This is a genomic window from Shewanella sp. (genome assembly GCF_048265805.1).
Lineage (GTDB): Bacteria > Pseudomonadota > Gammaproteobacteria > Enterobacterales > Shewanellaceae > Shewanella.
Genome location: NZ_JBLXAT010000030.1, coordinates 1 through 23,378 on the forward strand (window position 1 = coordinate 1; position 23,378 = coordinate 23,378).

The 23,378-nt window shown below is 48.8% G+C and carries 17 protein-coding genes and 1 pseudogene; 8 read left to right on the plus strand and 10 right to left on the minus strand.

Going from position 1 to position 23,378, the window contains the following annotated elements; all coding sequences use genetic code 11:
- Nucleotides 1–89: 89 nt before the first annotated feature.
- A complete protein-coding gene (locus tag ACN0TT_RS17030; protein WP_417763342.1) occupies nt 90–434 on the plus strand; it encodes a hypothetical protein in 345 nt (114 codons plus the stop codon).
- An 88-nt stretch (nt 435–522) separates the two neighbouring features.
- Nucleotides 523–765, plus strand: coding sequence for a hypothetical protein (locus ACN0TT_RS17035; RefSeq protein ID WP_417763343.1), 243 nt, complete (start codon nt 523–525; stop codon nt 763–765).
- Between the two features lie 72 nt (nt 766–837).
- On the opposite strand, the pseudogene ACN0TT_RS17040 reads toward ACN0TT_RS17035, so the two are convergent.
- From ACN0TT_RS17040 to ACN0TT_RS17050, 3 genes and pseudogenes are all read right to left on the minus strand, one after another.
- Nucleotides 838–1,020: pseudogene (locus tag ACN0TT_RS17040) on the minus strand (group II intron reverse transcriptase/maturase); the annotation flags it as partial.
- Nucleotides 1,021–1,562: 542 nt separating this feature from the next.
- A complete protein-coding gene (gene katB, locus ACN0TT_RS17045; protein WP_417763344.1) occupies nt 1,563–3,023 on the minus strand; it encodes a catalase KatB in 1,461 nt (486 codons plus the stop codon).
- Between the two features lie 298 nt (nt 3,024–3,321).
- Nucleotides 3,322–3,804, minus strand: coding sequence for a hypothetical protein (locus ACN0TT_RS17050; RefSeq protein ID WP_417763345.1), 483 nt, complete (start codon nt 3,802–3,804; stop codon nt 3,322–3,324).
- 277 nt (nt 3,805–4,081) lie between these two features.
- Between ACN0TT_RS17050 and ACN0TT_RS17055 the strand changes: the two genes are divergently transcribed.
- On the plus strand, nt 4,082–5,443 hold the full coding sequence (locus ACN0TT_RS17055) for a serine hydrolase domain-containing protein (RefSeq protein WP_417763346.1): 1,362 nt from the start codon (nt 4,082–4,084) through the stop codon (nt 5,441–5,443).
- Between the two features lie 66 nt (nt 5,444–5,509).
- On the opposite strand, the gene ACN0TT_RS17060 is transcribed toward ACN0TT_RS17055, so the two are convergent.
- The 3 genes from ACN0TT_RS17060 to lgt form a co-directional block, all read right to left on the minus strand.
- On the minus strand, nt 5,510–8,050 hold the full coding sequence (locus ACN0TT_RS17060; protein WP_417763347.1) for a molybdopterin-containing oxidoreductase family protein: 2,541 nt from the start codon (nt 8,048–8,050) through the stop codon (nt 5,510–5,512).
- A 2-nt stretch (nt 8,051–8,052) separates the two neighbouring features.
- Nucleotides 8,053–8,646: a 4Fe-4S dicluster domain-containing protein gene (locus ACN0TT_RS17065; protein ID WP_417763348.1), complete on the minus strand. Its 594-nt coding sequence runs from the start codon at nt 8,644–8,646 to the stop codon at nt 8,053–8,055.
- Nucleotides 8,647–9,010: 364 nt separating this feature from the next.
- Nucleotides 9,011–9,793, minus strand: coding sequence for a prolipoprotein diacylglyceryl transferase (gene lgt, locus ACN0TT_RS17070; RefSeq protein WP_417763349.1), 783 nt, complete (start codon nt 9,791–9,793; stop codon nt 9,011–9,013).
- A 170-nt stretch (nt 9,794–9,963) separates the two neighbouring features.
- Here lgt and ACN0TT_RS17075 point away from each other — a divergent pair, with 170 nt between their 5' ends.
- The 3 genes from ACN0TT_RS17075 to ACN0TT_RS17085 all read left to right on the plus strand — a co-directional run bounded on the left by ACN0TT_RS17075 (nt 9,964) and on the right by ACN0TT_RS17085 (nt 12,797).
- Nucleotides 9,964–11,037: an FAD:protein FMN transferase gene (locus ACN0TT_RS17075; protein ID WP_417763350.1), complete on the plus strand. Its 1,074-nt coding sequence runs from the start codon at nt 9,964–9,966 to the stop codon at nt 11,035–11,037.
- A gap of 288 nt (nt 11,038–11,325) precedes the next feature.
- Nucleotides 11,326–11,469 carry a hypothetical protein gene (locus ACN0TT_RS17080; RefSeq protein WP_417763351.1) on the plus strand — a complete coding sequence of 48 codons (144 nt, stop codon included), beginning with the start codon at nt 11,326–11,328 and terminating at the stop codon, nt 11,467–11,469.
- 20 nt (nt 11,470–11,489) lie between these two features.
- Complete coding sequence (locus ACN0TT_RS17085; RefSeq protein WP_417763352.1) at nt 11,490–12,797, plus strand: hypothetical protein; 1,308 nt, start codon at nt 11,490–11,492, stop codon at nt 12,795–12,797.
- A gap of 141 nt (nt 12,798–12,938) precedes the next feature.
- On the opposite strand, the gene ACN0TT_RS17090 is transcribed toward ACN0TT_RS17085, so the two are convergent.
- Both ACN0TT_RS17090 and ACN0TT_RS17095 read right to left on the minus strand, forming a co-directional pair.
- The gene (locus ACN0TT_RS17090; protein ID WP_417763353.1) at nt 12,939–13,388 is read right to left on the minus strand and encodes a PaaI family thioesterase; all 450 of its coding nucleotides are present in this window, start codon (nt 13,386–13,388) and stop codon (nt 12,939–12,941) included.
- A 68-nt stretch (nt 13,389–13,456) separates the two neighbouring features.
- Entirely contained in the window at nt 13,457–14,077 is a 621-nt protein-coding gene (locus ACN0TT_RS17095) for a DUF2238 domain-containing protein (RefSeq protein WP_417763354.1), read from the minus strand.
- A 154-nt stretch (nt 14,078–14,231) separates the two neighbouring features.
- On the opposite strand from ACN0TT_RS17095, the gene serA reads away from it, so the two are divergent.
- Together serA and ygfZ are read left to right on the plus strand one after the other, a co-directional pair.
- On the plus strand, nt 14,232–15,461 hold the full coding sequence (serA, locus tag ACN0TT_RS17100) for a phosphoglycerate dehydrogenase (RefSeq protein ID WP_417763355.1): 1,230 nt from the start codon (nt 14,232–14,234) through the stop codon (nt 15,459–15,461).
- Nucleotides 15,462–15,744: 283 nt separating this feature from the next.
- The gene (gene ygfZ, locus ACN0TT_RS17105; RefSeq protein ID WP_417763356.1) at nt 15,745–16,701 is read left to right on the plus strand and encodes a tRNA-modifying protein YgfZ; all 957 of its coding nucleotides are present in this window, start codon (nt 15,745–15,747) and stop codon (nt 16,699–16,701) included.
- Nucleotides 16,702–16,953: 252 nt separating this feature from the next.
- On the opposite strand, the gene ACN0TT_RS17110 is transcribed toward ygfZ, so the two are convergent.
- Entirely contained in the window at nt 16,954–18,003 is a 1,050-nt protein-coding gene (locus ACN0TT_RS17110) for an HD domain-containing phosphohydrolase (RefSeq protein ID WP_417763357.1), read from the minus strand.
- A 19-nt stretch (nt 18,004–18,022) separates the two neighbouring features.
- Complete coding sequence (locus ACN0TT_RS17115; RefSeq protein ID WP_417763358.1) at nt 18,023–23,284, minus strand: response regulator; 5,262 nt, start codon at nt 23,282–23,284, stop codon at nt 18,023–18,025.
- Nucleotides 23,285–23,378 lie beyond the last annotated feature (94 nt).

Sequence of the window (23,378 nt, forward strand, 5' to 3'; positions counted from 1 at the left end):
TGGATGTGGCAGCGGCCAAGTCCAACAAGCGATTTATGCCCTGCAAACAGCACAGCGCATAAATACTAAGACGTTATGCATGAGGTGATATGAAGGAGTATTTACCATACATTACTGCGGTTGTGAGTGTTGCGGCATTTTGCTTCACGGCTTTTAAGTACATGCACTCTCAGCGGATTGCGCAGGCCAACAAAAGATTTGAGCAGTTCATCAAGATTTTTGAGTGGGTTGCAGGCCGAACGGCTGAAGGAAATCCCTTAGTGGATACTCAGCAAGCCATGGCAATTTACCAGTTGGGAGAGTTCCCTGAGTATAGACACATGTCGTTACCGATCATCCAATATTACATTGAGCAATCCTCCGGTGATCCGGATGATTCGTTGTTTAGAGCAGCATTGCTAAAAACAAAGGCGAGACTTTCTGACTATGCATAACAAAGCCAAACAGCATCACACACTTCGTGCGCTGGACCTCGCTTCGCTCGGCCGCTGTTGGCGGCGTTAGGCAAATTTTGGAGGCTTTATGCAAAACTCAAGACTGAAAGTATCAATTGAAATTGAAGCAGCAGACATTCCGACAATGCATGAAATGACTCGCGCCGAATACAATGATTATTTAACAAACGAGCTATTATTTGTTGATCATCACGATGTATTACGTTCAGGTCATGGCGAGTTCCCGCTCGCTGTAACTAAAGAGCAACTTGATATGTTCATATCGCATCTTCAAAGCCTAAAGCATAAAGTCGGTGCTGAATCTGCCTAATCGGGTAGCCGGAGGTATCTAGCCTCCAGCCCCCACACCACCCTGCATGCGGCCCCGCACAGGGCGGTTCATTTAGAACACCTCATTCATCTTCTGATTAGGATAGTGAACTGCGATCCATCCATCTCTCAATGAATACAATCCTGCTTGCATTAGGTACTCGTTACTCAGTGCTTGCTGTATGCCTGGGGTTTTCGAGCTACGCCAAGGACCTTTACTTGTGATCCCACAAGCAACGGCAGCTTGGATCCGGAGAAAAATTGGGACACACACCAAATTGAAATCAGCTAATCAATGAACTATCAGGCAACACCAATTCCCCTTCGGCGCAGTGCAGGTGCGTTGGGCAGACATTGAGCAATCGAGACATTCGCCGTTCTCGCACATCCTTGTGCTCCACGGCATTAGTACATCCTGAACGTCGATGCCGAGAAGCGATGGTGAGCGAGGGACCGCGAATCAGAGCGATTTGCGAAAATGGCAAACCATAATTGCTGTAAAGTTTTATCAAACAACTCTAACTCGACAGGATTGCACTGTGATTCCTCGGCACAGATGAACCAGTGACCGTCCGAGGCATGGATGCCGAGGCCGAGCGCCCATGGATGGGTTCACAGCGTGTCACTGGATCATCTGTGCATGCGCCCACCGCAGGTGATTTAGCGCGACCATCTCGCAGCAAATACCCATTGCTAAATGTAGCCGCCAGAACAACAAGGCAACTCCCCTTTGGCGCTAGCCAAAGAAAAAGCCCAACTTCCGTTGGGCTTTCCAAATCCACATCAGGCAGAGCTAAGTTACTTAGCCAATGCCTTCGCAACGCGTGAACCATAATCAGTATCAGCGCGGCTGAAATGGCAGATCATCTTCTGCTGCACATCGTGCGTTGCTTGGCTCAATGTCCACGCGATGGTCGCTACCAAGCGTTGCTTTTCTTCTTCCGAGAAGATGCGATATAAATCACCAGCTTGAGTAAAGTCATCTTGGTCGAAACGACTGTAGCGGTCGGCGTCACCATCAATACGCAGTGGCGGCTCTTTAAATTGGCTGGCGTCCTGCAAGCCAGTTTCGACCGAGTTTGGCCCATAGTTGGGTGTTGCATCGCCACCAGTTTGGCTTTGATGATACGGGCATTGGGTACCTGCCATGGCACCAGCACGTTGGTGATGGTTGGCCTGCGTGGCATGCGGGCAGTTCACCGGTAACTGGTTATAGTTGGCACCGATGCGATAACGCTGGGCATCCGCATAGGCGAACAAGCGCGCTTGCAGCATTTTATCGGGCGATGCCCCCACGCCTGGCACTAAGTTGCTTGGTGCTAAGGCCACCTGCTCAACTTCAGCAAAGTAGTTTTGTGGCAAGCGATTTAGCTCCAGCATGCCCACTTCAATCAGCGGGTAATCTTTGTGTGACCACACTTTAGTTAAATCAAACGGATTGACGTAGTATTTCTCGGCATCCGCTTCTGGCATGATCTGCACACACAACTGCCAGCGCGGGAAGTTGCTATCGCTAATCGCTGCCACCATGTCGCGTTGGGCGTGGTCTGGGTCAATGCCCTTGACTGTCGCCGCTTGCGCTTCGGTCAGGTTGGCAATCGGTTGCTGGCAACGGAAGTGGAATTTCACCCAGTAACGTTCACCTTTCGCGTTCCAGAATGAGAACGTATGCGAACCATAGCCGTGCATTTGCCGATAGTTGGCCGGAATACCGCGATCAGACATCAAAATCGTCACTTGGTGCAGCGCTTCTGGGTTCAGTGACCAAAAGTCCCACATCGCTTGCGGATCTTTTAAGTTGGTCATTGGGTTACGTTTTTGCGTATGAATAAAGTCAGGAAACTTCACGCCATCACGCAGGAAGAAGGTCGGCGTGTTGTTGCCCACCACATCGTGGTTACCGCGTGCAGTGTAAAAACGTACGGCAAAGCCACGTGGATCACGCTCGGCATCGGCGGAGCCCATCTCACCGCCCACGGTAGAGAAACGCACAAACACTTCGGTTTGTTTGCCCACGCCTTGGAAGTGGTCTGCAATGGTGTATTGGCTTAAGTCATTGGTCACGGTGAAGGTGCCGTAAACGCCAGTACCTTTGGCATGCACTACCCGCTCAGGAATCCGCTCACGGTTAAAGTGCGCTAACTTTTCAATCAGTTGGAAATCTTGCAGTAACACAGGACCGCGAGCGCCAGCGGTGACTGAGTTTTGATCATCGGCTACTGGAGCGCCGTTTTGGCTAGTGATGTAGTTAGTTGTCATTGTTACCGTCCTCTAGTGCTGATGGAGTTAACCAAAGTTCAATTAAATCAACGATTGTGGCCATAAGTTGCTCCCATTGAGTCAGTGGCCTTGCTTGAAATGCATAGTAGAGAAACGATGACCACAAATAAAACGATTAAAGATGATTATGGCGATTGGTTTTTAAGATTAGAAACAGCTACACTGTTTGCTGCGCTATAAAAAAGCAGCGAAAAAAATGCCCGCGGTGATTGGCCGTGGGCATTCGATAGGATTGGGCATGAGGCGCTAGGGTTGGGACAAGCGCTCGCAACGTTATCTATCTAAAGTTAGGGTCATTGTGGTTGGCATCCTCATGAAACGGGTCGTTGTGGTACGGGTCGGTTTCATCTTTGGGATTTTGCTTAAATGTGACGGAAAAACTGACGTCATTATTTAGCGGATAAAAGCTAACACCGAGTTCATCATCGTTATTACCAAACCCCGTTAGGTCAGATTTAGCACTTGCTTGCTCAGTTTTTTTATATTTCTGCACCGTAGCCACATATTGTGCGGGTAACTCAGCAAACTGCTGTCGCGCAGTTGAAATTGCAGCCTGATTAACCGTATGTTCGATACGACGGTCAGTGTTAGCAGTAGTGTTGACGCCTGTTGGTAACGCATCATCCTTGCTGACAGACTGCAAGGCTGCGTGGTTCAAATCGGTTTGCGAGCTAAAAAATGGCAGTTCTTCGGCCTGTACCAATGCCGCGCCGGACCATGCACTCAGTGTGTATAAAGCGAGTAATAGTTTCCGTGTCATAAATAGCCTCCTGCTACGCGCATCTAACGTTGATGCCACGTTCGTATTTACTGTTTATGCTAATAAGCGACCAAATAACGTTACCCCATTGTGCAAAATAACAACAGCCACAAAATGTTTGAATGTGTAATTAGGTATGTGGAACGGACAGTTGCGGACACTTAGGTAATAACCCCATGTGAGCCAACCGCAGTAATCTGCATTGTGGGCTGTATTCGCCAGGTTAATTATCATATAAATAGTGTTCACTCTGATTTGCACGCTTAGGGATACCGCCATGCAAACGCCTGCTCCGCCGTTCGCGCGTCCACGCCGCCACTTACTGCACAAACTGTTGCTGCCGCTGCTACTGAGTAGCTGTAGCTGGCTCAGCGTTGCGGCAACACCGGTAACAAAACCAGTGGCAATGCCAACCACCAACACCATCAATGCCGCTGAAGCGCAGCGATTAGACCAGTTATTACAGTCCTATATCGACAGTAATAAGCTGGCAAACGTGGTCACTTTAGTAGTCAAAGACGGTCAGATTGTGTATCAGAAAGGTTTTGGTTGGAAAGATGTCCCCAAGCAAACACCAGTAGCAGTTGATGATTACTACGTGCTGTTTTCACAAACTAAAGCGATTGTATCTGTGGCTTTTATGACGCTGGTAGAACGAGGTTTGGTAGATATTAATGATCCGGTGAGTCAGTATTTCCCCGAGATCCCGCAGCAAGTGATAACAGAGGTTGCGGCCGATGGTAGCTATAAAACCCGACCAGTAAAAACACCAATGACCTTTGTGCACTTGCTATCACATACGGCGGGGTTTAATGCTGGCCAAGTGCCTAAGTTGCGTTGGGGCGATGCCGAACAAACCGATCTGCCAACATTAGTGTGGGATGGTCAACCGGTCACTATGTATCCCTCTGGCCAACGCAGCCACAGCGATAACTATCAACGCCGTTACTTAAAAGATGAGATGGAAGAACTCGCTCGCTGGCCGCTGGGGTTTGACCCTGGTAGCGAGTGGCACTATCACACCAGCACCAATATGTTGGCCTATATGATTGAACGTATCAGCGGCCAAACACTGCAGCAATATGTGACGGAACAGGTACTCAAACCACTGGGGATGAACGATACCGCGTGGTTTTATGCACCAGAGAAGCTGAGCCGCTTCGTCAATGCCTATAGCAGTATTGATGGCAATATTATCGCCGAGCCGAATCTCTATCGCCGTGGTGCCGTTAATCCTGAGCACACTTATGCCGAAGGAGCGATTGGCTTAAATGGCCCTATTGGTGACTACGCTAAGTTTTTGCAGATGATGCTCAATCAAGGTGAGCTGAACGGGGTGCGTATTCTTAAACCGGAAACAGTTAAGTTGATGACCACCATCAACCGCCTGCCAAGTGATGAAGCAGATCCCGATGATAAGTTTCGCTTTGGTTTAGGCTTTGAAATATTTCAAAAACAAGCCCCTGCTGAGGCAGTCTCCAACACAGCCTACGGCTGGGGCGGCATGATGGGCACCGGCTATTTGGTTGACCCGCAAAATCAATTAGTGGTGCTGTATTACATCAATCAATATCAGCGCGAAGATCTGTATCCTCAGGTGGTTGAGCAAGTGTATAAACTGTTTGAGCCCGCCAAATAGCGGGCTATTACCCGCCACAAAAAAGGGAGCCGCAGCTCCCTTTTCAATTCTTCAATTAAGTGAAAATTACACTTTTACCACATCAACAATGGTGTCGTTCCACGATTGGTTACCCACCAGCGGTGATGGGTTAATCGGGATCAAACTATTCGGGTTAAAGCCGTTACCCGCACCACCATGTTGCTTATCCCACCAGATTTGGTTTTGCATATCGGCATCTTCCACTTGGGCAAATGCTGGCAAATCGGCTGGTTTGCCGTTGCGACCTTCAGCAATTCGGCCGCCATAGTTCATGCCCATCGAGTTACTGATGGCAATCACGTCTGGGTGGATACCTTCAGTTACCACCACTTTGACTTTCAGTTTACCAACCACGTCGCTTGGGTTATGGACTTGGTAATCAGTCACCGGGCGGTACGAAGTCAGTTCAACCAAGTCACCGCTTTTTACGCCCAAACGCTTGGCGGTTTTGCTGTTAATCCACGCCGGATTGTCGTGCACAATTTCGGTCAGATATTTCTGCGGTGCGGTACGGCCTTGGGTATGCACGTTCCACTTAAAGGTGGTCAGGATCAGTTGATCTGGCTTGCGCTTGGTCATCGACTCAGGGAAGGCAAAGTGTGGCCAGCCGTCGTCCTGCTTGCCAAGCTGTTTCGCCATCTCCACCACGTAGGGTGAATGCAACTCAAACTTGCGTGACGGCGTTTTAAAGCCCTGCTTAGCCACACCATTTTGCATCACGCCGATGGCTTCTTTCTTGCCTTTGCTCGCTTTGTAGATCACCCCGTTTTCCACTGTGGTGTCTGCCAGTTGCTCGGCGCTTAGGTTTTTCTCAAATGGGCGATAGTTCTTCGGTTTATTCCACACTAGCGCGCCATGCTTCTTCATGTAGTCAAAGCCGTTCAAACCATCGCGTTTTGGCAATGAATTCAAACGGTAAGCCACAAACTCTTCATAAGAGGCAAATTCAAAATACTTAGCAATATCTGGCCCCAAACGTTTGGCAATGTTGATCAGCGTGTCGGCATAGTTTTCGCAATCAAACGGCGGTTTTACCGCAGGTTGACGCAGCACCATGTAGGGTTGCAGATCATAGGCGTTGCGCGCATCAATGGTGTAGCGCTCAAAGTAAGTCGCATCAGGCAGAATCAAATCGGCGTAGTGCGCCATCTCGGAGTACACCACGTCAGAGCAGGCATGGAACTTAATTTTCTGCTCATCTTTCAGCGCCGCAACGGTTACTTGCGGGCCTTCTGGCCAGTTTTGCGGCGCGGAGATGGTGTAAGACAAGTAGCAATCCACTTGATGCTCGCCTTTAAGCAACTTATCAAACACCAGTTCACTCACCTTCATTTTGGCCCAGTGATTAGACAGTGGATACTGTTTTGGATCTTCCAGATCGGTACTAAATTTAGGCTTAGGAGGGATCGGCGCTGGCTCAGGGAAATTATTGCCCTTAATGCTTTGCGAGCCACCGTAAGCGTAGCCACCTTCAGCGCCCACACTGCCCACCAACGCGTTCAGCAATACCACAGCGCGCTCGTTGTTAAATCCGTTTTGGTGGCCTTGGGTACCGCGGTTGGTAAACGCCACACACGCAGGTGCCGCTGCGGCAAATTCACGAGCAAGACGGCTAATATCTTTAGCGGCAAGGCCTGAAGCTGCTGCCGCAAATGTTGGCGTATATGGCGCGAGGAAGTCGGTGATTTCAGTCAACGTCACGTTCATCCAATTGTTGATAAACGCCGCGTCGTACAGTTTTTCATTGACGATCACATGGGCCATCGCCAACGCTACCGCGCCTTCTGATGCCGGGAACGGTGCATGCCATTCATCACTGCGGCCAGCGGTGTTTGATAGACGCACGTCAAAGGTCACCATTTTTGCACCAGCCGCTTTGGCTTTAACATAACGGCGCATCATCGGGAAGCCACCTTGGTGCGCTTCTAAAAAGTTAGAACCAAAGTTCAAGAAGTAACGGCAACGTTCGGCATCAACGGTTTCCCAATCTTTATCGCCGATTGAGGTCAAGTTAGCGGCACGTTTGTTGGCAGAACACAGTGCGCGGTGGTTCAACACGACTGGCGAACCAACCGCATTCATAAAGCGCCCCACAATGTCGCCAATCTTGTTACGGCCACCGTGGAATACCACGCGCTCAGGATGCCCTGCGGCAATCGCTGGTTTGATGTTGGCAGCAATCATCTCATAGGCTTCTTCCATGGTGATCCGCTGCCACAGGCCTGAACCACGTTCGCCGACCCGTTTCAGTGGGTAGACGATACGCTCAGGATAGTTAACCGCCGACACACCGCCGTGGGCTTTAGCACACAGCTTACCTTGCGGGTTTGGGTCAGTTTTACTGCCTTCAACCCCAAGAATTTGGTCGTCTTTCACTAACACATCCATACCGCAGACGTTGGAGCAGTTAAGGCAAACGCTGGGGACGCGCATGACATCGGCAATGCTGTCCGCCAAGCGATCACGGGTCATTGCGGCCAGTGGTGCTTCAGCCGCCACCGCGTTGGGCATCAGAGAGATCACCTCTCCCAACTGCATTGCTGCTACCGTGGCAGCAAATTTTTTAAGAAACTCACGACGTTCCATGCTTACACCTCACCCCATTGGTCGATTTCATACAGATGTGGATCGAATGATTTGCCATCTTGTAGCTTGTCGATCATCGCTTGAGACACGCCGATATGGCGGCTACGTGGCGTATCTGACACGCGCTTTTTAATGCCTTCGGCCTCGCTCGGTACTGGCTCGCCATCTTGAATAATGGTGATAGCATCAGCCACGCAAGTAGAGACACACGCGGGTTGTTGCCCCACGTTTAAGCGGTGCAAACACAGGGTGCATTTTTCAGCTTTCTGGGTATGAGGATTAACGTAAACCGCGCCGATAGAACAGGCACTGATACAGTGGCCGCAACCATCGCAGCGGCTTTCATCGATTTGAACCGTCCCGTCCACCTTGTAGATCGCCTTGTTGCTGCAAGCCACCATGCAATCTGGGTGTTCACAGTGACGGCAAGAGATAGGCAGAAATTCGCGCTTAACGTTTGGAAAGGTGCCAACATCACGGTATATCGTCATTTGACGAAAGTGGCCGAGTGGGGCTTGAAACTCTTGCTTACACGCCACAGAGCATGCATGGCAACCGACACAACGATTGGTGTCGACGATCATTCGGTACGACATAGATTCGAGTCCTAACAGAGATGTTTAAATAACTGCACAACATCCCAGTCGGACCCAGCTTTCGTAAGCGTAGGCCAACACGTGGCGAACTGATTGGTGCGGGGCTATTAGAATAGAAGATTCACTTTGGCTAAACTACTAAAGTACAAATGCTCGATCGCGATCACAACGAAAATGCCGAATGCCAAAAATTTAGCCAGCTAGTTGATATTGCTTATCAATCCCCCGCTAAAAGCCAGCGTTATCCCCATACTGACCGTAAAAACCACGCCGCCCCCATTTCCCCGCCGCTAAAGGTCATCGGCACAAACGCCCCAATGACCAAGATAATTTCAGCGGCAAGGATTGCGTGCAACAGGCAGACTTACACCGCTTTAGGCCGATGATATCGGCTGCGCCACACAAAGAAGATGCCCAGTAGCACAAAGGGAATACTCAACCATTGCCCAACGGTCAGCATATTGCCCGCTTCATAGGAAGCTTGTGGGGTTTTTACAAACTCCAACAGCAAACGACTACCAAACACCAAAATCATAAATAGCCCGAAGCTGAAACCTTTGGCTTTCATGGCGTTGCGGCGATATAACCAGAATAACAGGATGAATATCGCCAAGTAGCTAAATGCTTCATAGAGTTGCACCGGATGGCGCGGTAAGTTATCAATGCGCGCAAACACCACGCCCCAGTTACCGCCCGTTGGCAAACCGACAATTTCAGAATTCATAAAATTGCCTAACCGAATGAAGCACGCCGTTAACGCTGTCGGGATCACTAACCGATCTAACCACCACAACAAACCGTTCTGCGGGTATTTTCGCAAAAATAGCCAGATGGCGATGATGACACCGACGGTGCCGCCATGGCTGGCAAGACCGCCACGCCATATTTTTAAAATCTCTATCGGATGAGCAAAATAAAACTCAGGGTCATAGAACAGTACATGCGCCAATCTGGCCCCAATAATTGCCCCGGCAAACATATACAACAGTAAGCTTTCCAACGGTTCTGTCGGATAACCTTCGCGTTGACAGATCCACTGCATCACACGAAACCCGAGCAAAAAACCACCCACAAACAACAGCCCATACCAATGCAGTGTGATGGGACCAAGTTGTACTAAGATAGGGTCAACATTCCAAAAAAACATCAATATTCCAGCCGCTTAGTTAGATGAAAAAGACGGTAACACAAGCCACCGCCAGTGCGTAGATGTCACCACACAATACGCCGTAAACATTCAATAACAAGCAGCGCTGGCCGCAGATTCATGGGTAATGGTAAACTCAGCCCACATCTTCCTATGCTAAGGTTCATCACGTGGCGTCCCTAGGTCAATCAGCTCTTTCCCCGGTCAAAATTGTTGTCTACCTCGCGATTATCGGTGCCATTCTCTATTTCTTATTGCGGGGCGACTCACCGCCGCCGTTGCAGAAAGTGGCAGGTTTTGCCCAAGGCACCAGTTATCACATCAGTTGGTGGAGCAATCCGCCCGTTGCCACCGCGACTATTGAAGCCGAATTTGACACTACCTTGGCGCAAATTGACGCCGAGTTATCCACCTATCGCGATGACTCCTACATCTCAAAATTTAACAACAGCAGCAGTACCGATTGGCAAGCTGCATCGGCAGATTTTATTCAGCTGATTGAAACGGCAAAGGAGATTAACCACAAGACCGATGGCTGCTACGACCCCACCATTGGCCCGTTGTTTAACCTATGGGGCTTTCAGAAAGATATATTTAACTTGCCTACTCCGGAGCAGATCGCTCAAGTTAAGTCAGAGATCGGCATAGATAAAGTTGAGGTAAATAAGGCGCAATTGCAGATCCGTAAAGCCCTGCCGCAACTGCAACTCAACTTTTCTTCAATGAGCGAAGGCTATACCATCGACAAACTCACCAAGGTGTTAGAGCAGCACCATATTCAGCACTACTTGGTGGAGTTTGGCGGCGATATGAAGATCCGCGGTCATAAGCCGGACGGCAGTCAATGGCGTATCGCGATTCAACGGCCAGAGAACGATGCTACTGATAACCGCACACCTTACGCTGTCGTGACGATTAACGATCAAAGTGGCGTAACACTGGACACCTCGGGCACCTATCGCCACCATTTCGATGCTGATGGTAAACAGTATTCACATATTCTGGACCCACGCACTGGCTATCCTGTCAGCCACCAGTTAGTGTCAGCATCAGTATTCGGTAGCAATCCAAATGTCGGTGACGCTTGGGCCACTGCCATGCTCTGTTTAGGCCCGAAGGCAGGTAAAACGATAGCCGAACGCGAACAGCTAGAAGTGTTTTTCATCACAGAGGACAACCAAACATTTAGCAATAGCCGCAGCCAGCCATTGCAGCAATCAACGCGAGTGACCTTTAACGAATAAGCATAAGCGATAGAACAGCGACTACGCCGTGTGGGGGCTTAAGTATTTCCACCGCGGCAAGCTGGCACTGGGGCATAACAGCGTGCGGTTCTGGTCATCAGCCGTCATGCAGTTTTGAGTATCTTGTATTCGCCCTTCATTAAAAATCAATCAAATAGCGATAGAAAATGGTAATAACAACACTCCTTGTTGTAGCTAGAAATTTCACTCCATATGACGGTTCAGCGTAGCCAATCCTCATCAACTACGAAAATTGGTGGGTGCTCTAGGCTTTGTCAAGATAGTAACATGGAAGACTTGATGAAAAAGAAAAATGGAAAAAATAGGCAGCTAACTGACAGGGACATCACCACTTTGGCAAAGGAATTAAGTCAATTAATGCCACCAGTGACACTTGAAATAGAGATGACATGTCCAGGGGCAACAGCATAATTTAGAAGGAGAGAAAAACGATGCCAAGAGCCAGTTTAGAGTTTGCAGCTACACTTTATGAAGAGCAAAGTAACTTATTGGAGAGATTACATCGAGAAGATGATGCTCAATTGGATGCAATTTATGATGCCCAACATCGTTATGACCAATATGTGAGGAAGTTGGCCGATCAACCGGAGGTCGTTACCTCCATTCCAGATTTTGCCGACCAAAGATATAACCGATATTTTCAAGCTGCAGCTTGGCATGTGGTGTACTTATCTAGAAACACCGATGTGCTCGATAAAATGTTTTCTCTATCATTTACAATAGATAATTGGGATGACTATAATTCTTTTCACTTATTGGAAGATAATGAGGCCGATTTTATTATTAATTATCTAAAAACTAAACGAGTAGAAGATATAAGATGGCTATATCGTGTTAGTAATTATATCGAGAGGAATCGAAGATCTGAACACTTGGATTTGTTTTTTGAAAATGGTCAATTTAAATATCCGGGTGATTTCACTAGTGTTCTGGGGTATTTTTATACCGAGCGTTCGATTGATTTAATCAATAAGATTTCTCAAGATAAGAGGTCATATTACACTCGTACTTTTTTGTTGTTACAACAGATTAATACTTTAGCATATATAAAAAGTCCTGAAGGAATACAATATGATGATGGTGATACACTTGCGCGTTTCAGTGGCCCATCTGATTTGTCTATATTAACTGCGTTTGTAGACAAGAAACCTATTGAATTAAGAGCTTTTTATTTGACAAGTATTGTAGGGATGGGGAATTTACGAGCATTAACCTGGTTATTTGAACAATTAAAGTATCCGGATGTGGAATATCGTGTGAATGTGTTTAATGCTATGTGTCAGTTTTTTTATGAAGAGTTAGATGACGACCCAGATTTTGAACGTATCGCAGAAGTATATGAAATTATCATGGATCTTGAAGGAGAAGATGATGAGGATGAATGGAATGTCCCAGAGCTGCAAGCAACGTATTTACAGACGCTCTGGAGTGAAGTGCAAAGTAAGATCCTGGAAATAAGGGATATCAATAAACACTATGATGGTCTCGGAGACGGTTGTCATGAATTTGACCTTTTGCATATTTTACGAACCCATCGCTATGAAGGTGTAAGAAGTCGCCTGAATACAGTTTTTGATGACTTAATTATTTATACAGGACAGTATTTTCCGTTTGATTGTGATGCTTATATGGTAAAACAAGACGCTCAGATAAATGCATGGGAAGAGTACCTTATTCAGAATCAGGACAAATTCCTGCCAGGTCGTTGGGTTCTTTGGGGGAAATATATTGATGAATAATATTACTGAAGATTTTTAATCTGTTGTCATTAACTTTTAGATTGGCAACAGATTATTGTTGATATAGCTAGATGACGTGCATGTTTTGGATAAACAGCCCCACAAAGTTCTGTAAGGGCTGAGATGGGAAATTCGAAGTTATTACTTCACATCAGGCCGTTTGACGACGGCGGCGGTCATGCGTGATACACAGGTGAGTTCATCGGCGCTGTTGTAGATTTTGATCTCCCATACCGATGTACGGCGGCCGAGGTGAATAGGTTTGGTGATGGCTTTGAGTTCGCCGCTACGAGCAGCTTTGATGTGGTTGGAGTTAATCTCTTGCCCGACGCAATAGTATTGCTCAAAGTCAACCGCAAAGTTAGCCGCATAGCTAGCCACCGTTTCGGCCAACACCACATTGGCGCCGCCATGTACCATACCAATCGGGTTATGGATTGCTGGCGTTGCGGGCATGGTCGCAACCAGATAGTCCTCACCAATTTCAGTAACTTTGATGCCTAAGGTTTGCATCAAACTGCCCTTACCGCCGAGGCCTTTGTCAAGGCGAGCGCAGTCTTCCAATGTCACTTCACGAAACCAGATACTCATTTTAGTTATTCCTTATTAATCGACCCCGACACAGTGTATGCGCTGGCAGCGGTATCGCCCAATAGCCTTTAGGCGGATGTTTTTGACAGTTGCTTAAGTGCCGCTAACTGACGGTTATGCCAACCGCTCAATGTTACCATGGCGCAGATTGCGCCAATCAACGCGAATAGCATGTCGGATTGGGTATCCCATACATAACCTTGGGTACCAAGAAATGCTTCGGCGCCATCACCAGTTGCCACTGCAACCCACCATTCGATGAGTTCATAAAACGCCGAAAGTGCCAGCGCAAAACAGACACAGAGAAAACCACACCAGCCACTAGGTTTAAGCACGTTGTGTCGTAATAAGACTTCACGACACAACATGGCAGGAATAAACCCTTGAGCAAAATGCCCCAGCTTGTCGTAGTTGTTGCGTTGCCAATCGAACAGTTCGGCAATCCAATCAAACAAGGGCACTTCAGCGTAGGTGTATTTGGCGCCGACAAACAACACACAACAGTGCAGCAAAACCAATACGGAAATGAGTGGTGTTGGCCGATGTTTCCAATAAAACCAACCAAGTAATGGCAGGGCAATTAAACTGGGTAGCGCTTCCATCCACCAAGTAAAAATATCGTGCGGTTGGTACAGCGACCACAGCAACACCATTGTATAAACTACTAGCCAAAGGGCCATTTTTTTCAATTTTCTACTCCCAGATCGTCATTGTTCTAGAACTAAAATAAACACTTTAGCCATCTAGCCCTCCACAGCGAAGAAAAAAGGTGCTAATTTGAACCGAGTGTTGAGGGGGAGCTTAACACATCGCATCAATCTATCGTTAAGGGGTATCGAAATCATGGCGAAACACTCGCTGGACAAGGACAAAATCAAGTTCCTGCTGTTGGAAGGCGTCCATCAATCAGCTGTAGATACATTGCAGCGCGCTGGTTACACCAACATCGATTATCACAAAGGTGCACTGTCGGGTGACGATTTGATTAACGCCATCAAAGATGCACACTTTGTTGGGCTACGTTCCCGTTCACAACTGACAGCTGACGTACTCAAACACGCAGAAAAACTGGTCGGTGTGGGTTGCTTCTGTATTGGTACTAACCAAGTCGATCTCAAAGCCGCAGAACGGATGGGCGTGCCAGTATTTAACGCACCGTTCTCTAACACGCGTTCAGTTGCTGAACTGGTGTTGGGTGAAATCATTATGCTGATGCGTGGTATCCCTCAACGTAGTGCTTCCGCTCATCGCGGCGGTTGGCTGAAAAGTGCGAAAGGCAGCTTTGAAGTACGTGGTAAAACGCTCGGTATCATCGGCTATGGCCATATTGGTACCCAACTGGGTATTCTGGCGGAAACGCTGGGCATGCGCGTGGTCTTCTACGATATTGAAGACAAATTACCACTGGGTAATGCACAGCAGATCCGTTCACTGCCGGAGATGTTAGCGCAAGCGGACGTCGTAAGTTTGCACGTACCAGAAACCCCATCAACGCAAAACATGTTTGCGGCGGCAGAGCTAGAAGCGTTGAAACACGGTGCCTTCGTGATTAATGCTTCTCGCGGTACCGTCGTCGATATCGACGCACTGGCACAAGCGATCAAAGCCGGCAAAGTGGCTGGGGCGGCAGTGGACGTATTCCCTGTTGAGCCAAAATCAAATGACGATGAATTCCAAACCCCACTGCGCGGTTTGGACAACGTGATTCTGACACCACACGTCGGCGGTAGCACAGAAGAAGCGCAAGAGAACATTGGTATTGAAGTCGCAGGCAAACTGGCGAAATACTCAGACAACGGTTCAACCGTATCTGCCGTCAACTTCCCAGAAGTATCATTGCCGCAATATCACGAAACCTCACGTTTGCTGCACATTCACCATAACCGCCCAGGTATTCTGATCAAGATTAACCAAGCATTTTCTGAAAAAGGCATCAACATTGCGTCACAGTTCCTACAAACCACATCAGAGATTGGTTACGTGGTGATGGAAGTGAACACCGACCAAGCCTCAGAAGCGTTTGAACAACTGAAGGCGATTGAAGGCACCATTCGCACCCGCTTGTTGTACTAAGGAAAAGAGGCGAACAGGTCTTGGCGACACACAGGATTGGTAAGCTATAGCGGTTCAATGCAGCGAACTGCGGACATGCTGGGGCATGGCAACCTTGGCTAACAAAGCAATGGTTAGCTGACAAATCCCCGTAGTACGCGCACGGAACTTATTCGCACTATCCGTAAGCAGCGATATTGCCAAGTGAATTTTTCAGGGCGTCCATAGTGACGCCCTGTTTATTTGCCTGAGATCCGTTACAATCGCCACACTAACATGGCAACTTTTTGCAGGACATTTTGTTATGGGCAATTCTGTTTTAGCGCCCGATTGGGCCTTAGATGCTGACACACCAGCGTTACTGGTTTCTCCGCTCTCTCATCTGGGATTAATCGCCGTCACTGGCGAGCAAAACCGTACCTTTGTACACGGCCAAGTGACCGCAGACATCACCAGTCTTGCTGCTAACGATTGGCGCTGGAGCGCCCACTGCGACGCACGCGGTAAGATGTGGTCTGCAGCACGCATATTTTTACAGGGCGACACGCTGATGATGCTCCTGCCCAAAGATACCTTAGCGTTGGATCTGCCAGAGTTTCAAAAATATGCGGTCTTTAGCAAAGCCGAGCTGAGCGATGCCAGTAATGACTTCGCCATTTACGGCGTTGCAGGTAGCCAAGCCCGCCAATGGTTAACAGATAACTTTAGCCAGTTTGATGCCACCGTTGCAGTATCACAGCTTGATAACGGTGTGATTTTGCAAGATGGCGAACGTTTTATCGTGGTGATTGCTGCGGCGGCACAACAACCATTTGCCGACGTTGCGCAATATGATGCTGTTGCATGGCGCGCATTAGAAATTCAAGCTGGCTACCCTAACCTGCCAGCAGCACATCAAAACCAATTTGTGCCACAGATGTGTAATCTACAAGCCGTTGGCGGCATCAGTTTCACCAAAGGCTGTTACATGGGCCAAGAAACTGTGGCCCGCATGAAATATCGCGGTGGCAATAAGCGCGCGCTGTACATCGTTAGAGGCCATAGCGCCGCGGCCGTCGATTTGAATAGCCAGTTAGAAATTGCTTTGGAAGATAGCTACCGTCCAGTAGGTGCCATTATTGAAGTGGCACAACAAGGTGAACTCGTGTTACTGACTGCAGTGCTGCCGAACGACACCGAAGTTGACGCTAAACTGCGTATTGCTGGCGATGACAGCAGCGTTCTTACCGTGCAACCGCTGCCGTACAGTCTGGAAGACTAGGTTTGAGTTAGGAGCGGCGAGTTTCGAGTTTCGAGTTTCGAGATTCGAGATTCGAGCTAAAGATGGGAAGCGAAAACGTTAAGTGACGACAGGTTTGAGTTGCGAGTGGTGAGCATCGAACGAAAGATGAAAAGCAAAAAGCGGCGAGTTGCGAGCCGCTTTTTGCTTTAGCTCGCTACTGACCGTCGCTTTTCGCAACTCGCGTCTCGCAACTGTTTTCAGCTGTTCGCTACTCGCATCTCGCAACTGCTGTTAACTTCTCTGCTGCACGTGCGCCCACTCTTCGGGGTCATCGGCGTATTCGAGGCGGATCTGCTCCACTTGCGGCAAGATACGCATGAAAGCATCTACAAGCTTGGGTTCAAAATGTTTACCACGCTCTTTTTGCAATAGCTCAAGCGCTTCTTCCACCGTCCATGCCCGCTTATATGGGCGTTCAGAGGTGAGCGCATCAAACACATCGGCCAGCGCCGCGATACGAGCCTCTAGCGGGATCTGCTCACCACTCAATCCCTCGGGATAGCCCGTGCCATCCCAACGTTCATGATGATATAACGCAATTTTACGTGACATCTGCAATAACGGATCGGGATGTTCACCAATGATTTCGGCACCAATCTGCACATGCCGCTGCATGATCGCCCACTCATCAGGATCGAGCTTGCCGGGTTTCCGTAAAATCGCATCAGGGGTGCCAATCTTGCCCACATCGTGCATCGGTGCTGCATTAAATAAGGTTTCACAAAATGCCGCTGGCATGCCCAACTCTTCGGCCAACAGACGTGCATAGTGGCTCATGCGGATCACATGGGTGCCCGTTTCATTGTCACGATACTCGGCGGCACGTCCGAGGCGTTTGATTATTTCAAAGCGCGTCTGCTCTAGCTCTAAAGTACGCGCTTTCACTTGTTGCTCAAGGTGACGTTGTTGATCATAAAGATTCAACTGGCCGCGCACGCGCGCTTTCACAATCGCAGCGCAGATCGGTTTGGAGATATAGTCCACAGCGCCCAGTTCAAAGCCCTGCTGTTCATCGGCTTCTTGGGTCATGGCGGTAATAAAAATAACAGGTATGGGGCGCGTGATCGGGTCTTGTTTTAATTGGCGACACACCTCGTAGCCATTAATCCCAGGCATCATCACATCAAGCAGAATAATGTCCGGCGGCGAGCGCTTGGCGAGTTGCAGCGCTTTATAACCATCAATGGCGACTTTGATTTTATAATCAGGCGCCAAAATCCCCACCAAAATATCGATGTTTTCAGCGGTGTCATCCACAACTAACACTGTCGCTTGTTCCATTAGTATCCACCTACCATTGTTACGCTTCCACTCTAGCGAGTAGGGACTCTATTGCCAAGTTCGCTTCATCAAAACGATACGTGGCGACCAAGTTGGCTAACGGGGTTAACTGTTGCTGTAACGGCTCATCACCTTGCTGGAACAACTGCTTTAATACATCCGCAGCGCTCGGGTCAGCATCATCGAGTAACCGTTGCACTTGATGTAATTGCTCGATGACTGACACATCGGTCAGTGCAGCACTCAGCTCATTATGCGTAGCATTTGCCCCTTGTTGCCATGCTGATATCGCACTCACAATCAGCTGAATACGGCGCTCTAATGCAGAGAATTGTTCATCATTGATGGTTTGCTGCTTAGCACACAGTTGCTCCAGTTGCTCGGCTTGTTGCGCCAAGGCTTTATTTGCCAAGTTGCCAGCCAAACCTTTAAGCGTATGCAGCATCCGTTGTGCGTCTTGCTGACGCTGTTCGCTTAGCGCTTGGCGTACCTGTTGCACAATATCATGCTGCCCTGCGGCAAAACGTTCCAGAATCCGTTGATATAAGCGTTTTGAACCTTGTACGAGCTGCAAACCGCGGTCAACATCAATCTCGTCGGAGATAGGCCAAGTCACCAGTTGGTGAGAATGCAACGGGCTGGTTTCTTCCAAGGGTTCCACAGCATCGTTATTATCCTCGCTGCTCGCAAGATAATGCAGTAAGGTCTGGTACAACAGCTTGACCTCAATCGGTTTAGCAAGGTGGTCATTCATCCCCGCAGCCAAACAACGTTCACGGTCGCCCGACATGGCATTGGCCGTCATCGCCACAATCGGCAAGTCGGCAAATTGAGGCTGTTGACGCAAGGCTTGTGTGGCCTGATAACCATCCATAATTGGCATTTGGCAATCCATTAGCACCAAATCAAATGGTTGCTGCTGCAACATATCCAGCGCTTCTTGGCCGTTATTGGCAATGCTCAACTGCATGCCGGCGATGCGAATAAACTCGGATGCCACCTCTTGGTTCATCTGATTATCTTCCACCAACAAAATACGCTTCCCTTGCAGAAGTTGTAACGGTAAGTCAGCACTAGGCAATTTGCGTCGAATATGCACCACACCGCTGCGTCCTAACGCCACCATGATGGAGTCGAGTAGCTGCGAAGCACTAGCAGGCTTGGCAACATAGCCGTTGATTTCATCAGCGGTTAATTGCTCAATCAAATCATGACTAGCATGGGCAGAAATCATAATAATCAACGGGTTATCATCTAACGCTTTGAGTTTTTTGGCCGTTTCAATGCCGTTCATCTCAGGCATCATCCAATCAATCAACGCCAAGCCGTACTGCTTTTGCTGATATTTTTGTAACGCTTCATAGCCGCCACGCGCGGTATCCACCTCAAAGCCCATACCTGTCAGCGTCGCTTTGAGAATCGAGCGGGCGGTGGCGTTGTCATCCACCACCAATACCGGCATGCCTTCTAGCTCTTCGGTTACTTTAAGTTGAGTGCTATCGGCAATCTGCAACTTAGCGGTGAAGTAGAAGGTGCTGCCATGCCCATATAGACTTTCAACACCAATCTCACCGCCCATCAAATGTGCCAGTTGTTTGGAGATCGCCAAGCCTAAGCCAGTGCCACCGTAACGGCGGGTGGTGGTGCTGTCGGCTTGTGAAAATGACTGAAACAACTTTTGCTGCTGCTCTTGGGTCAGGCCGATGCCAGTATCTTTAACGGCAAACTTCAGCTCAATCTCATGCTCATGACGCGACAACTCAGTTACCGACAGCATCACCTCGCCCTGCTCAGTGAATTTGAGTGCATTGCCCATCAAGTTGACCAAAATTTGATATAAGCGCAACGGGTCGCCAATCAGCGCCCCCGGCACACTGGCGGCAACGGAAAACAGCAGCTCCAACTGTTTATCAGCAGCGCGCAATGAGAACATATCCGCTAAATCTTCCAGTAGGTTATCCAACTGGAACGGCACAGTTTCAATATCAAGTTTCCCAGCCTCAATTTTGGAGAAGTCGAGAATGTCGTTCAAAATGCCCAATAATGATTGCGATGAGCGCTCAATCTTCTCCAGATAATCCTGCTGTTTTGGCGTGAGAGCGGTTTGCAGGCACAACTGCGATAACCCGATGATGGCATTCATCGGCGTGCGAATTTCGTGCGACATGTTGGCTAAAAAGTCACTTTTCGCGCGGCTAGCCGCATCAGCTTGATCACGCGCGACTAACAGCTCTTGTGACAGCTCTTTTAATGCCGATACATCGGCCATCGTCATCACGATAGATAAGTTAGCCCCCTCGCCACGCACCGTGGCGTTGACCGCCATCCATTTAGGCCGACCGTTGGCAACTTTGAGCGCCCATTCCACACTAAAACCTTGGTGCTCTCCAGCGACCAAACTCGCCAACAAGGCGGCTGCCTCTTCTTGATTATCCTGTAATAAATCGGTGAATAACCGATGCTTCAAAAGATGAGCCTCAGTGCCCAAGTAGTTACCGAAGAAATCGTTACTGTCGATAATCACACCGGAAGCGTCCAGATTCACAATCCCCATGCCAGCACAATCAAACAAGGCGCGGAAATGTGCTTCACTGCGGGCTAACTCGTTTTCCATCTGTTTACGATCACTGACATCCATCATGTAACCGTTCCACAAAATACCTTCAGCGGTATTGATGCCGCGTGCGCCTGACTCTAACCAACGATATTCACCATTGGGGTGCAGATAGCGGAATATCGCCATCCACTGCATGCCCTGCTTACCATTGAGCAATTTAAATATCTCGCTGCGGTCGTCTGGATGAATACGCGGCGACATCACATTGTCATTACCGACCAGCTCATCACGGTGGATACCCAGCGTGGAAATGGACGAGTTGGAGATGAAGTTCATGGTGCGCTTGTCATCTGCGCCAACAAATAGCTGGAACACAGTACAAGGAATAGATTCTGTAATATTTTCTAGCTGCTTACGCGATTGATAGAGCTGTTCGTTGGCAAGTTTGATTTCAGTAATATCGTTTAAGCTGCCATCAAAATATACCGGGTTACCTTGCTCATCGTAGCTGGCCTTAGCACGCTCATGGATCCAGCGGATCGCCCCATCGCGGTGGCGAATCCGATACTCCACTTCAACCGAGCGATGTTCAGCAATGCCAGTTTCAATCACGTTAACCCGTTTGGGGAGGTCTTCTGGCAACAATAACTCGGCATAGGCCGAATTGCGGTTATTGAAAAAATACGATGGCGGGTAGCCAGTAATATCGGCAATATTGTCGCTGACAAACTCTAACGGCCAATCATCTTTAATATATACACGGAAAATAGCCACCGGCACGTTGGTTGCTAAACTGCGAAAACGTGATTCACTCTCGCGGATCTGTTTTTCAACCGCCAGTTGCTCGGTCATATCATGAATGGAGGCGGCAATTTGATGGCGACCTTTTAGATCTACCGGCAGTTTACTAAGGCCTATTTGCGCCGGAAACTCGCGACCATCGGCACACAATACCGGAAAGGTTTTACCATGCCCCATCACACGGTTTTGACCAGATTCAAAAAAAGCCTGCCGCAACGGTAAATGCTGAGAACGAAACCGCTCAGGGAGCAACTCTTCTACCGTCATGTTTAGCAGTTGTTCCGCGCTGTAGCCCAGTAAACTTTGGCAGCGGCTGTTACTGAATACCAGCGCGCCCGAGTCCTCTACAATCAGCATTGCTTCTGGCGCAGCCTCTAGCACCGCATTTGACCAAGTTGCGGCGGAAAATTGCTCAGTCACATCGGTGAATAGTAGCTCGACAGACAACACCTCGTGATGGTCATCAATAAACGGCTGCATATAGACATCCAAGCGATGTAAGGTGCCGTCTGCCGCTTGCATCTCCACTTGATGTGGTGGCACGGTTTCACCACGAAACGCTCGCTCCATTAATAGCCAGTTTTGTTCATTAATGGGGTTACTGGAAAACAACCGCTGATATTTACGCTTCACTAAATCTGGCGGCACACCGAGCACTTTGTTCACCCCATCGCTGACCTGTGTCAATTGCCCTGCTTGAACCATGGAACAATAGAATGATTTGTCCCCCATGCCATCGATTAACTGCGCAAAACGGTTGCCGCGAGAATCCAGCAAGGCTTGCTCACGCAGCTGTAAGATCTGCGCCATTGCATTAAAGCTGTGGGTCAATACCGCCACTTCACGCACACCGCGAGCGGGATCAGGTAAGCGCTCAATACTGCCTTCGCTGAACTGGTTAATGCCTTGTGCTAATTGCTCTAGCGGCTTGGTTAGCCGTCGCGCGGTAAAATAGCTGGCTAATACCAGCAAGCCAACAAACAGCAACAAACCGAGCGTTTGCAGAGCGAAATCCCAAATAAATGCCTGCCATAACTGCTGCACCGGCGTTAGCACAATGACGCGCCACTGCAACGGTTGCACCTCAGTCACACTGGCAAAATAGCGGACACCATCGACGCTGCTGAGCGTGATTTCCTGTGCCATAGCAGCCATCACCATCGCCGCGCTCGGCGTGTCAATTGTCGTTGCCAACCATTGCTGCAAAGGCATCGGCTGATGGCTATTATAACCAGGCGCTGAAATCAGCATACCGCGATTATCAACCACCAATAGTTGTGTGGCGTCTACGCCAAGCTGCTCGGGCAATGAGGACAGTGCTATGTCAGCAGTGACCACCCCAAAATAGCTGTCTGTGGGGCCAAACGGCTGAGAAAACGTCACCATTAGAATATTGCCAGCGCCTTCATCAAAATAGGGCGCTGTCCAATAGCCGTTTGGGTATTTCAACGCTTCGCTCCACCACGCCCACGCCCCATTGCTGTAGTCATAAGCTTCCTGACCAATATCTAAGGTGGCAATGTTGTTGTCGTTCCGATAGGCGTAGGGTGCAAATCGCGTTGTGCCATCAAATACATTGGGTTTAAACGCGATAGCACTGCCGAACAGCGCGCTGTTGTCCTCAACACGATTAGACAGAATAGTGAATAGATAACTGGGCAAGCTGTTACGCTGCCATTGGGTGTAACTCAATGAGCTGGCAAGGGTTTGTGTATTAGAGCGAGCCCGCTGCAACTGCGACTGTAGACGGTCAGCCGCGTCTTTTGCTTGCTCGTGTAATTGGGTAAAAAAATGCTGTTGCTTGCTTTGATAATTAAGCCAACCAGCAACGCAATAGATGATGGTCATCACCACGATGAGTGGCATCGCCAATTGAGACAGAATGCGGCGACGGAACGTTTGAAACGAGGCAGTATCTCGCATGAATCACTCTCTTTTGATGCTTAGCGACAACGGAGCCAAAAACAGATGAACAAAAATCGCTACAAATACACAACATTAGCTTAAAGCGTCAATA